Here is a 12,294-nt window from a genome sequence, read left to right as displayed (position 1 = left end):
GTGCCCCCTTCCCTTCCGGCTGGACGGTAGCGATGTCCTCCACGTCCACGCAGACCCTCGACAAAGCCCCCGGCAGAGCCCGGGCCGCGGTCGGCGCACCCGCCGGGCCGCTGGCTCGGGCCCTGCGGTCACCGCTGGCGCTCGGCGCGCTCGGCGTCGGCATCCTGGTCGCGCTGTGGCAGGCCGCCTGCAGCCTCGACCTCGTGGCGCGCGAATCCCTGCCGACGCCGGGGACGGTGGCGCTGCGGATCAAGGACCTGGCGGTGAGCTCGGACTTCCGGCTCCAGGTCCTCGACACCGTCTACACCTGGTTCCTGTCGATGGCGCTCACCAGCGCCGTCGCCGTCCCGCTCGGGATCGTGCTCGGCACGGTCGCCGCCCTCTACCGCCCGACGGTCACCGTGGTGCACGCGCTGCGATCGGTGCCCGCCACGGTGTTCATCCCGGCGTCGGTGCTGCTCTTCGGGCTCGGGCTGAGCATGAAGCTCGCGCTGACGGTCTTCGCGATCTTCGGCCCGATCCTGCTCAACACGGTGTACGGCGTCCACAACACCGAGCCGCAGCTGCTCACCGTCGCGCGCAGCATGCGCTGGAGCCGGTTCCAGACGCTGCGCCGCGTGGTGCTGCCCTCGGCGCTGCCGTCCATCGTCACCGGCATCCGGGTGGCCAGCGGCATCGCCCTGATCGTGATCGTCAGTGTCGAGCTGCTCGGCGCGAGCTACGGCATCGGCACGGTGATCGTCAAGTACCAGGGCATCCCGCGGCCCGACTTCGTGTACGCCGGGATCATCCTCGCGGGCGTGCTCGGCTGGCTGCTCTACACCACGCTCGCCGCCATCGAGCGGCGCAGCCTGCCGTGGACGCGGCGGGCCACGGACGCGGGGGGACGGTCATGACCGAGACGACGAGCACCGCACGGGCCGAGCGGGGCACCGCGAGCCGCGGCCGGCCCCCGCTGCCGGGCCTGGCCGAAGCGGCGTCCGCGGCGGGGACGGCGCTGGGCCGCGCGATCGCCTACTCCTGGATGGTCGTGCTGCTGCTGATCGCGTGGGAGGTGGGGTCCCGGCTGTACCAGTCGCCGTACTTCCCCACCTTCACCGAGTCCGCCGGCGCGTTCTTCACCAACTGGTTCACCACCGACGCCTCGCGCGGCTTCGTCACCGAGCAGTTCACCACCGACCTGGGCTCCAGCATGGCGCGGGCCGGGCAGGGCTGGCTGATCTCGGTGGTCGCCGGCCTCTGCGCGGGCATCGCGCTCGGCGTCTCGGCGCGGGCCGCGGCGGTGTGCAACCCGCTGATCCGGTTCGGGATGTCGATCCCGGCGACGGCGCTGCTCCCGCTCGCCGTGGTCTTCTTCGGCGTCACCGACGAGATGAACGTCTCGCTGATCGTCATCGGCACGGTGTTCCCGATCCTGATCAACACGATGGACGGGGTCCAGGGCATCGACCGCACCGTCATCATGACGGCGCGCAGCATGCGGATGGGCAGGGTCCGCTACTTCTGCACGGTGCTGCTGCCCGGCGCCAGCCCGCAGATCATCAGCGGGCTGCGGGTGAGCCTCGGCATCGGGCTCATCCTGATGGTCGTCTCGGAGCTCTTCGCGGCGACCAACGGCATCGGCTACTACATCGTGCTCGCCTCCCGCCAGTTCCGTTACGTCGACATGTGGAGCGGTGTGCTGCTGATCGCGGTGATCGGCCTGCTCCTGAACGTCGCGTTCGCGCTCGTCGAGGCCCGCGTCCTCCGGTGGCACCGGGAGTCGCGCAAGCGAGCCGACTCGGCGTGAACCCCCCATCGCCGCGCCGGCGCCACGACGCCGGCCCGGCCCGCTTCGATCCTTGAGGAGTTGGCATGTCAACGAAGGAATCCGCGTCGTCGCCCCGCACCGGGAACCGTCCGCACCGGCGCTCCGGGAAGTCGTTCCTGATCGCCGTGGGGGCGGTCACCGCGCTGCTCACCGCCGCGTGCGGGTCGCCGGGCTCGGCGGGTGACGGCGGCGGCGCCGAGACCGGCGTCAGCAAGCTGAAGGTCACCACGCTGAGCCTGTGCAACGAGATCTCGGTCCTGTGGGCGCAGAAGAAGGGCGTCTTCGAGAAGAACGGGCTGCAGGTCGAGCTGGTGAAGGCCGGCGGCGGCGCGGCGGGACTGGCCGCCGTGCAGGGCAAGTCGGCGGACCTCGCGTTCACCAACCCGTTCTCGACGATGCTCGCGATGAACAGCGGCATCGACCTCCGGTGGGTGGCGACGGCGTACGGCACGCCGAAGAAGGGGGAGACCCCCTCGAACGCGGTGCTCGTGAAGGAGGACTCGCCGATCAAGAACGGCAAGGACCTCCACGGCAAGACCGTCGCGGTCAACGAGCTCGGCGGGATCAACCAGATCATCGTCCAGCAGTTCGTGACGGACGCGGGCGGCGACCCGGCGAAGGTCAAGTTCGTCGCGCTGCCGTTCGGCGAGCTGGCGTCGGCGGTGGCGTCCGGCAAGGTCGACGCCTCGCAGGCGCCCGAGCAGTACTCGAACACCCCGGGGGTCAAGAGCCTCGGCGACCCGTACATGGAGGTCGGCAAGGACCGGTGGCTGGTCTTCGCCGGCTACGTCGGGACCGCCGACTTCGTGGAGAAGAACGAGGAGTCGATGAAGAAGTTCCTGGCGTCCCTGAAGGAGTCCAACACCGCGGTCAACGACCCGGCCAACAAGGACGAGAAGTACCGGATCGAGGCCGAGCACTGCGGGCAGGACGCCAAGAAGCTGGCCACGGACCCGGAGAACCCGTACTTCGCGGACGTCCCGATGGACGCCATGAAGCAGATGGCGCAGATCCTCGTCGACCAGGGCCAGACCGAGAAGCTTCCGGACGTGGAGAAGCTCGTGCCGGAGTACTCCCGGAGCTGATGGGCTCATCGCGATGGGACGGGGCTCCGGCGCCGGAACGGGCGTGACCGGGACGGGCGGGGGGCCGCCGGACGGCGCGTCCCCCGTCATCCAGTCGGTGCAGCGCGCCGCGACGGTCCTTGGCGCGTTCACGGTGGGCCGCCCGCGCCTCACCCTCAACGAGCTCACCGCGCGGCTCGGTGTCAGCAAGCCGACCGCGCACCGCTACACCAAGGCGCTGCGCACCGCCAACCTGCTGCGTTTCGACGCGGCGACGGGCCTGTACTCGCTCGGGCCGCAGATCCTCACGCTGGCGGCGGCGGTGCGGTCCGGCCACCCGATCATCAGCGCCTCCGGTCCGTTCCTGAAGGCGCTGGTGCACGAGGTGAACGAGACGGTGGTGCTGAGCGTGTGGGACGGCGAGGGGCCCATCGTGGTGCGGGTCGACGACAACGCCAACCGGCTGGTGCGGATCAGCATCCGGGCGGGTTCCCGGCTGTCGCTCGAATCCGCGCAGGGCCGGCTGTTCTGCGCGTTCCTGGACCCCGCGGCCGTCCCGGGCCTGGCCGGGCGGCTGCGCAGGTCACGCGAGCTGCGCGCCGAACTGGCGGACATCCGGGCAAGGAACCTCGCGACGAACACGCCGCAGGCTACGGGCGTGCGGACGCTCGCGGCGCCGGTCTTCCAGGACTCGTGCATCACGGCGGCCATCGCGGTCGTCGGCACCACCGTCACGATCCCGCCGGACTGCGACTCGCCCATGGCGAAGGCGCTCGTGCGTGTCGCGGGCGGCCTGACCCGGGAACTCGGCAGCACGGGCGGGTGAGCCGGCCTCCCCCGTCCGCCACCTCTACGAACAGGAGCCTTCCACCATGAGCGCAGACCTCGCGCTGCACAACGCGGAACTCGTGACGCCGAAGGGCCGCGTGCACGCGGGTGTGGCGGTGCGCGACGGCAAGATCATCGCGATCGGCCGGGACGCCGACCTGCCCGCCGCGGACGAGACGATCGACTGCGGCGGCCGCCCGGTGCTGCCGGGCATCGTCGACCCGCACGTCCACCTGGGCGGCGGTGTGCCGTACGAGGAGCTGTGCGAGACCGAGTCGGTCTCGGCGGCGATCGGCGGCATCACCACCCTGCTGCAGTACAAGCGCAGCGCCACCTCGCTGCTCGACACGTTCGAGAAGGAACGGGACATCGCGGAGGCGCACAGCTCGTTCGACACCGCGTTCCACTTCATCCTCAACTCGATGGCCCAGATCGAGGAGATCCCCCAGTACGCCGAGCGGTTCGGCGTGCGGAGCTACAAGTTCTACATGGGCGGTTACCCGGAGGGTAATCCCATCGGCCTGGTGACCGTGTCCGACGCCGACCTCTACGAGGCCATGGCCCGCATCCGCGAACTCGGGCCGTACGCGCGGTGCATGGTGCACTGCGAGGACGACTCCCTCGTGGAGCACCTCACCGAACGGGTCAAGGCGAGCGGCCGCGCCGACCTGGCCGCCTACACCGACTCGCGGCCGGGCTTCGTCGAGGAGCAGGACATCCTGCGCGCGATCTGGCTGGCCGAGCTGCAGAAGTCCCCGCTGTACATCCCGCACACCACGATCGGCGCCGGGATCGACGCCGCCCGCGAGGCCCGCGAGCGCGGCGCGGACGTCGTGCTGGAGACCTGCCCGCACTACCTGGCCCTCACCATCGACGACCGGCGGCTCGCCGAGCAGGGCGCGGGCGTCGGGAAGGTCGCGCCGGCGCTGCGGGGCGAGGAGGACCGGCTGCGGCTGTGGGACGGCCTCCGCGACGGAAGCATCCGGACGATCGGTTCCGACCACGTCCCGCTGGTGAAGACCGGCGCCGCGCTGTGGGAGGAGAAGCCGGGCTTCGCCGGGCTCGCGACGATGCTGCCCGTCGTGCTGACCGAGGGCGTGCTGAAGGGCCGCATCGAGTTGGAGCACGTCGCCGCCGCGATGGCGGAGAACCCGGCCCGCATCTTCGGCCTCTACCCGCGCAAGGGCGCGATCGCCGTCGGCGGCGACGCCGACTTCGTCGTGGTCGACCTCGACACCGAGCGCGTCGTGGGCCCGGACGTCACCCGCAGCAAGTACACCAGCGCGTTCGAGGGGATGGCGCTGAAGGGCTGGCCGGCGCTGACGATCAGGCGCGGCGAGGTCCAGTTGCGCGACGGCGAGGTGTCGGTGCGCCCGGGATCGGGCCGGGTGCTGCGCCCGTGACGAGGAGCCGCGACGAACAGCCCAGACGAGCCGTACGGAGGAAGCCATGCCGCTTGACGTGACACTCGACCCGGCCGACGTCGGCCTGCTGGTCATCGACCTGCAGAACGGGTTCTGCCACCCGGAGGGGTCCCGCGGGCGCGCGTTCGGGGCGGACAGCGTGGCCAAGCCGCGCGAGATGGTCCCGCACGCGCTGAGCCTGGCCGAACGCTGCCGCGCCGCCGGGATCCCGGTCTGGTTCACGCGGCAGGTGCACTTCCCCGGCGACCGCGGCCGGGCGCGGCGCCGCATCCCGTCGCACCTGGACCGGCGCGGCGTGCGGCTCGACCTCTGCCACCAGGGCACCTGGGACGCGGAACTGCTGGACGAGGTGAAGGAGCACGTCCGCAGCGAGGACGAGGTCATCGTCAAGCACCGCGCCAGCGGCTTCTACAACACGAGGCTGGAGAGCGTGCTGCGGATGAGCGGCGTGCAGGTCCTGGTCGTGGCGGGCACGACGACGAGCTTCTGCGTCGACTCCACCATCCGTGACGCGTACGCACGCGACTTCGACGTCGTGGTCCCGGCGGAGTGCGTCGCCGACACCGACGACGCCGCCCACGCGGCGGTCCTCGCGAGCACCGACCGCTTCCACGGCGTGGTCACCACGGCGGACGAACTGATGGCCGCGCTGCGACCGGGCGCCGGACGATGAGTCGATCGCGGCGGACGGAACTCGACGTCAACGGCGCCGTGGTCGAGGTCGACGCGCGGCCCGGCGAGCCGCTGCTCTCGGTGCTGCGCGGCGGGCTGGGGCTGCGCGGCGCCAAGGAGGCGTGCGGGCGCGGCGAGTGCGGGGCGTGCACGGTCCTGCTCGACGGCGTCCCGGTGATGTCGTGCGTGCTCATGGTCGAGGAGGCCGAGCACGCCCGGATCACGACCGTGGAGGGACTCGCGGACGAGCACCGCGAGCTGCGGCGCGCGTTCGCCGAGACGGGCGGGTTCCAGTGCGGGTTCTGCACGCCCGGGCAGATCGTCCGGGCGGGTGCCCTGCTCGACGAGGCCGCGCGGCTCAGCGACGAGGAACTCCGGGTCGCGATGTCGGGGAACATCTGCCGCTGCACCGGCTACACGCAGATCATCGGCGCGATCCGCCGGGCGGCCGCGCATCGGGAGACGGCGCACCGGGAGACAGCGCACCGGGAGACAGCGTGACCTCCCCGCCGGTCCCGCGGGTCGTGGGCACCAGCGTGCCGCCCAAGAACTGGGACGAGCGGACCTCCGGCACCGACGCCTACGCCGGTGACCTCGCCCCGCCCGGCACGCTGACCGCACATGTCCTGCGCTCGCCGCACCCGTACGCGCGGATCGTCTCCCTGGACACCGCGCGGGCGCGCCGGATGCCCGGGGTGCACGCCGTGATCACCGCCGCGGACTTCCCGGTGGACACCCCCTACATCCACGCGGAAGGGGCGCACTCGGACCGCCATCCGCTCGCCCGCGACGTCGTCCGCTTCGTCGGTGAGGAGGTCGCCGCGGTCGCCGCGGAGACCGCGGAGCAGGCCAGGGCCGCCGCCGAAGCGATCGTGGCGCGGTACCGCCGTCCCCTCCGGCGGCCACCGCTGACGTTGGACGCCGCCCTGAAGCGGCGTTCCCTCCGGCTGCACCGCCGCCCGTCCGGCGAGCACAACGTGTCGGTGCACGACACGGGGCAGTGGGGCGACCCCGGGACCGGCCGCGACGCCGCGACGGTGTCGGTGGAGGGAACGTTCCACTACCCGCGGGTCTCGCACGCCTGCATGGAGCCGAACACCACGCTCGCCCACTGGCACGCCGACACCGGAACCCTCGAACTGTGGACCTCGACGCAGGCCCCGTGGTTCGTGACGACCGAGGTCGCCCACGTGCTCGGGCTCGACCCCGCGCGGGTGATCTGCCGGGACGTCGCCGTGGGCGGCGGGTTCGGGTCCAAGTCGAAGGTGTGCGAGCACGAGGCGCTCGCCGCGGCGCTGTCCATCGCCGCGGGCAGGCCCGTCCGGCTGGCGTACACGCGCGAGGAGGAGTTCGCCGCCACCAAGCCGCGGCACGCCTTCCGGGTGCGGCTCCGCTCGGCCGCCGACGACGGCGGCAGGCTCCGCGCCCTCGACGCCCGGCTCGACGTCGACAACGGCGCCTACAACCACTACGGACCGTCGATCATGAAGGTCGGGATCAAGACGCTCGGCTCGATCTACCGGCCGGAGGGTGTCGCCTGGGACGCCCGGCTGATCGACACTGCGCTGCCGCCCGGCGGGCAGTTCCGCGGCTACGGCAGCCCGCAGGTCGCGTTCGCGATGGAGTCGCAGGCCGACGAGCTGGCCGAGCGGCTCGGCATCGACCCGATCGACTTCCGGCTCCGCAACGCCAACGAGCCGGGCACCACGACGCTGTCCGGCGCCCGGCTGGGCTCCGCGCGGCTGGCCGAGTGCCTGGCCGCGGTCCGCGACGCGATCGGCTGGGACGAGAAGCGCCGCGACCGCCGTCCGCTGCGCGGGGTGGGCGTCGCGTGCGGGATGCACGGCAGCGGCTCGTACGCGCACGGCGGCTCCAACCGGTCCGACGCCGCCGTCGACCTGTTCGAGGACGGCCGGGCGCGGGTGCGGTTCGGCGGCGCCGACGCGGGCACCGGCCAGCGCACGATCCTCGCGCAGATCGCCGCGGAGGAACTCGGCGTGGACGTCGACGACGTGGACGTCCTGATGGCCGACGGGGAGCTGACCCCGTTCGACATGGGCGCCTGGTCGTCGCGCGGCACGCACATGGGCGGCCACGCCGTGCGGAAGGCCGCCGCGGAACTCGCCGAGACCGTGCGCGGGCTGGCGGCGGAGAAGCTCGGCTCGGCCGACGTCAGGCTGGCCGGCGGGCGAGCGCACGCCGCGGACGCGGACATCGCGCTCGGCGACCTGGTCGCGCTCAGCCCGGACGCACGCGACGGGATGCTCAGCCACGAGACGTCCTATGTCGACCCGCGGATGGAGACCTTCGGTGGCGGCAACCCCCGCCCGAACGTCTCGGCCAGCTACACCTTCGCGGCCCACGCGGTCGAGGTCGAGGTGGACGAAGTGACCGGCCGGGTCCGCGTCCTGGACTACGTCGCGGCCCACGACATCGGCCGGGCGATCAACCCGGCGATGGCCGAGGGCCAGGTGATCGGCGGGGTCGCGCAGGGGCTCGGCGCCGCGCTCGGCGAGGAGCTCGGCTACGAGTCCGGCCGCACCGTCAACCCGGCCTACATCAACTACGCCCTGCCCAGGGCTGCCGACCTGCCGCCGGTCCGGGTCGTGCTGATCGAGGGGGACGAGGAGGCAGGGCCGTACGACGCCAAGAGCGTCGGCGAGATGCCGATCGTGCCGCCCGCCCCCGCGGTCGCGAACGCGGTATACGACGCGATCGGCGTGCGCATCCGCGACCTGCCGATCACCCCGGACAAGGTGCTGCGCGCCCTGGCCGAGCGCGACGGCCGTCCCGCCCGCAGGTACCGGATCGCCGCGCGGCCGTCGCGGTGGTGGATCGAGCTGCTGCGGCGGGCGTACCCGTTCGGCGTGCACTGGACGCTCCACCGGTTCGGCACCCGGCTTGCCCGCCGCGTCCCGGTACGGGAGATCGAGTCGGTGGAACGGCCCGCCGACACCGCCGAGGCCGTGGCGCTGACCGGCGAGGGCGGCACCGCCGTGGGCGGCAACACCGACCTCGCCCCGCAGCGGCAGCAGCGCCTGATCGCACCGACGACCCTGGTGCGGCTCAGCGCCGTCCCTGCCCTGCGGACGATCACCGACCGCGACGACGGCGCCCTCGACATCGGCGCCGCGGTCACCCTGGACGCCCTCGCGGCCACGACCCGCGGCCGGTTCGACGCGGTCGCCGACGCCGTCGCGTCGATCGCGTCCACCCAGATCCGGGCGGTCGCCACCGTCGGCGGCAACCTCGTGCAGGCCAAGCGCTGCTGGTTCTTCCGCAACGGCTTCGACTGCTACAAGCGCGGCGGCGCCGCGTGCCCGTGCTACGCCGTCCAGGGCGACCACCGCTTCTACCACGCGGCGATCGGCGGGCACCGCTGCCAGGCGGTGACGCCGTCCGACCTCGGCACCGTGTTCACCGCACTGGACGCCCGGGTGCTGCTCTCCGGCCCCGCCGGGGACCGGACGGTCACGATCGGCGACTTCTACACCGGGCCGGGGGAAACGTGCCTGCGGCCCGGCGAAATCGTCACGGCGGTACGCGTCCCGGCCTCCGCGCGGGAACGCCGCTGCGTGTTCGACAAGCTCCAGCTGTGGTCGGGGGACTTCGCCGTCGTGTCGGTCGCGCTGTCGGCCACCGTCACCGCCGGCCGCTGGGACGACACCCGCGTCGTCCTCGGCGCGGTGGCCCCCACACCGTGGCGGGCCCGCGCCACGGAGGCGGGATGCGACGGCGCCCGCTTCGACCCCGCCCGGTTCCGCGCGCTCCTCGACGGCGAGCTGGCAAGGCACGGCCACCCGCTCGCGGGCAACGACTGGAAGCTCGACGCGGCGCTCGGCATGGCGGTACGGGCGGCCGGACGGTTGGAAGGAGACCAGTGAGCAACGAGCGTCCACCGGGCCGGGACCCGGCCGCGACCCTGCGCACCGCGCTCGGCGCGGCGGGCATCCAGGTCGTGGCGAGCCTCCCCGACTCGTGGCTGTCCCCTCTCCTCACGGCCCTCGACGCCGATCCGCGGATCCGGCACGTCAAGGTCACCAGGGAGGACGACGCGCTGGGCATCGCCGCCGGGGCGGCGCTCGCGGGCGGGCTCGGCGCCGTCGTCTGCCAGAACGCGGGCCTGCTCGTCGGCGCGAACGCCCTCGCCGGGTACGTCCACCTGCACGAACTGCCGCTGCTGGTGCTGGCCGCGCAGCGCGGGGACGTCGACGACGGCTTCTACTACCAGGCGTACAAGGGACGCGTCGTGCCGCCCGTGCTGGACGCGATCGGCGTGCCGTACCACCGCGTGCGCGGCGGCGCCGACCCGCGCCTGGTCACCGCCGCGGCCGGCCAGGCCCGGCTGCACCGGCGGCCCGTCGTCCTGCTGCTGGACCGCGAGTCCCTGCTCGGGGAGGACGCCCGATGAGACGGTCGACGCTCGCCCGGATCGTGGCCGGGGTCCTCGCCGAGGACGACATCGTCATCTGCTCGCTGGGGTCGGCCGGGCGGGCCTGGCGGGAGGTGTCCGCGCCCAACCTCACCTACTTCGCGTCCGACCCGATGGGCATGGCGCCGTCGCTCGCGCTCGGCTTCGCCCTGTCCCGCCCCGAGGACCGGGTGGTCCTCATCGAGGGGGACGGCGACCTGGCGATGAACCTCGGCGTCCTCGCCGCGATCGCGGGCGCGGCCCCGCCGAACCTGCGCATGGTCGTCTTCGCGAACGGCCGGTACGAGACCGGCGGCGGGCAGGCGCTCGCCGGCCGCCTCGACCTGGGCGCCGCCGCCCGCGCCTGCGGCTGGGAGCGCGTCGAGTCGCCCCCGCCCCGCGCGGACGAGCCGGACGTCGCCGCCGCCGTCCGGCGGATGTACGACGCCGGAGGACCGGCCATGGTCGTCCAGCCGGTGGAGTCCGAGGCGTCCCCCTACCCCCAGGCGGGCCGCTGGTCGCAGGTGGACGACAAGGCGGTCTTCCAGCGAAGGCTGGCCGCACGCGACGAACCCGGAGGTCGAACTTGAGCACGGCGAACGGCACGAAGAACACGCCAAGCACGGGCAGGACGCTCATCCGCGGCGGTCACGTCTTCGACGTGGCATCCGAGTTCGGGGTGCGCGACATCCTGGTGGAGGACGGCGTCATCGTCCGCGTCGGGCCCGGCATCGACGCGCCCGGCGCGGAGGTCGTGGACGCCTCGGGACGCATCGTGATTCCGGGGCTGGTCAACGCCCACACGCACTCCAACCAGACCATCGAGCGGGGCCTGTGCGACGACCTGCCGCTCGACACCTGGATGGTGCTCGCCAGCTACGGCGGGGCGGGCGCCCGGCTCAGCCCCCGCGAGCTGTACGTGTCGGCCATGCTCGGCGCGATCCAGATGCTGCGCAACGGGACGACGAGCGTCCTCGACTGCGCCCGCGCCGACCACGAGTGGATGGGCGAGGGGCTCGACGCCATCACCCGGGCCTACGCCGATGCCGGCATGCGCGCCAACGTCGCCGCCCAGTACAGCGACCTGGACTTCTTCTCGTCGCTGCCCCTGGACCTCGTGGACGGGACCGAGCACCTCGTCCGGCCGCCCCGCGCCAAGCCCGACGAGGTGCTCGGCGAGGTCCTCGGCTACATCGACCGCTGGCACGGCGAGAACCCGCGCATCACCCCGATGCTCGGGCCGTCCTCGCTGCCGCGCTGCTCGACCGGCCTGTTCACCGCCAGCGCGGACACCGCGCGGGAGCGCGGGCTGCGGCTGCAGACGCACCTGCTGTCCGCCAAGTCGCAGGTCTACGTGGCCGCGGCCCGCTACGGCACCTCGACGGTCGAGTTCCTCGAACGCATCGGCTGCCTGGGCCCGTGGGCGTCGTTCGCCCACGCCATCTGGCTCGACGACGACGAGATCGCCAGGTTCGCCGCGTCCGAGGCGGTCGCCGTCCACAACCCGGTCAGCAACCTCAAGCTGGGCGCCGGGGTGGCCCCGGTCCCGGCGCTGCTGCGCGCCGGCGCGGCGGTGGCGCTGGGCTCGGACGGCGCCAGCAGCAACGACGGCCAGAACATGTGGGAAACGATCAAGATGGCGGCGCTGCTGCCCCGGGCGCACGAGGAGCGGGCGTCCTGGCCGGGCGCGCTGTCCGTCCTCGGCATGTGCTGGGACGGCGGCGCCCGCGCCATGGGGGTCCCGCTGGGACGCGTCGCCCCGGGGCACCGCGCGGACCTCGTCCTGCTGCGCACGAGCGAGGTGTTCGTGGCGCCCAAGGAGCAGGTCGCCTACCAGCTCGCGTACGCCGACATGAACCATGCCGTCGACACCGTCCTGGTCGACGGGGCGCCGGTGGTACGGGACGGCGAGCTCCTCCACATCAACGTCGACGCCATCCTCGCCGAGGCGGCGGAGCTGGCCGCCCGCGTCTGGGAGGGGCTGCCGGACCGCCTCACGAACTACGAGCGGACGGCGCCCCTGCTCCAGCGGCTGGAGGACGAGGTGCGCCGCCGCCCGTGGTCGCGGGCCACCGGCCGGTAGGA

11 protein-coding genes are annotated in these 12,294 nt (G+C 73.1%); all 11 read left to right on the top strand.

The features are described 5' to 3' along the window. Positions 1-32: 32 nt before the first annotated feature. Positions 33-896, top strand: coding sequence for an ABC transporter permease (locus E1289_RS01160; RefSeq protein WP_165970283.1), 864 nt, complete (start codon positions 33-35; stop codon positions 894-896). Next, on the top strand, positions 893-1,789 hold the full coding sequence (locus E1289_RS01155; RefSeq protein ID WP_131974282.1) for an ABC transporter permease: 897 nt from the start codon (positions 893-895) through the stop codon (positions 1,787-1,789). The genes E1289_RS01160 and E1289_RS01155 overlap by 4 nt, the downstream gene beginning before the upstream one ends. A gap of 65 nt (positions 1,790-1,854) precedes the next feature. Further along, a complete protein-coding gene (locus tag E1289_RS01150; protein ID WP_131974280.1) occupies positions 1,855-2,895 on the top strand; it encodes an ABC transporter substrate-binding protein in 1,041 nt (346 codons plus the stop codon). A 13-nt stretch (positions 2,896-2,908) separates the two neighbouring features. Continuing rightward, positions 2,909-3,700, top strand: coding sequence for an IclR family transcriptional regulator (locus E1289_RS01145; RefSeq protein ID WP_131974278.1), 792 nt, complete (start codon positions 2,909-2,911; stop codon positions 3,698-3,700). A gap of 46 nt (positions 3,701-3,746) precedes the next feature. Then, positions 3,747-5,105 (top strand): amidohydrolase family protein, encoded by a 1,359-nt coding sequence (locus tag E1289_RS01140; RefSeq protein WP_131974276.1) that lies wholly within the window; start codon positions 3,747-3,749, stop codon positions 5,103-5,105. A gap of 46 nt (positions 5,106-5,151) precedes the next feature. After that, positions 5,152-5,799 (top strand): isochorismatase family cysteine hydrolase, encoded by a 648-nt coding sequence (locus tag E1289_RS01135; protein ID WP_131974274.1) that lies wholly within the window; start codon positions 5,152-5,154, stop codon positions 5,797-5,799. Next, positions 5,796-6,299 carry a (2Fe-2S)-binding protein gene (locus E1289_RS01130; RefSeq protein ID WP_131974272.1) on the top strand — a complete coding sequence of 168 codons (504 nt, stop codon included), beginning with the start codon at positions 5,796-5,798 and terminating at the stop codon, positions 6,297-6,299. The genes E1289_RS01135 and E1289_RS01130 overlap by 4 nt, the downstream gene beginning before the upstream one ends. Continuing rightward, positions 6,296-9,682, top strand: coding sequence for a molybdopterin cofactor-binding domain-containing protein (locus E1289_RS01125; RefSeq protein ID WP_165970282.1), 3,387 nt, complete (start codon positions 6,296-6,298; stop codon positions 9,680-9,682). The genes E1289_RS01130 and E1289_RS01125 overlap by 4 nt, the downstream gene beginning before the upstream one ends. Further along, positions 9,679-10,209: a thiamine pyrophosphate-binding protein gene (locus tag E1289_RS01120; protein WP_165970281.1), complete on the top strand. Its 531-nt coding sequence runs from the start codon at positions 9,679-9,681 to the stop codon at positions 10,207-10,209. Before E1289_RS01125 ends, E1289_RS01120 begins: the two co-directional genes overlap by 4 nt. Then, the gene (locus E1289_RS01115; protein WP_131974266.1) at positions 10,206-10,799 is read left to right on the top strand and encodes a thiamine pyrophosphate-dependent enzyme; all 594 of its coding nucleotides are present in this window, start codon (positions 10,206-10,208) and stop codon (positions 10,797-10,799) included. The genes E1289_RS01120 and E1289_RS01115 overlap by 4 nt, the downstream gene beginning before the upstream one ends. Beyond that, the gene (locus tag E1289_RS01110) at positions 10,796-12,292 is read left to right on the top strand and encodes an amidohydrolase (protein ID WP_165970280.1); all 1,497 of its coding nucleotides are present in this window, start codon (positions 10,796-10,798) and stop codon (positions 12,290-12,292) included. Before E1289_RS01115 ends, E1289_RS01110 begins: the two co-directional genes overlap by 4 nt. Positions 12,293-12,294 lie beyond the last annotated feature (2 nt).

It is taken from the genome of Actinomadura sp. 6K520, from assembly GCF_004349245.1.
In the GTDB taxonomy this organism is placed as follows: Bacteria; Actinomycetota; Actinomycetes; order Streptosporangiales; family Streptosporangiaceae; genus Spirillospora.
This window is presented reverse-complemented; position numbering and strand designations above follow the sequence as displayed.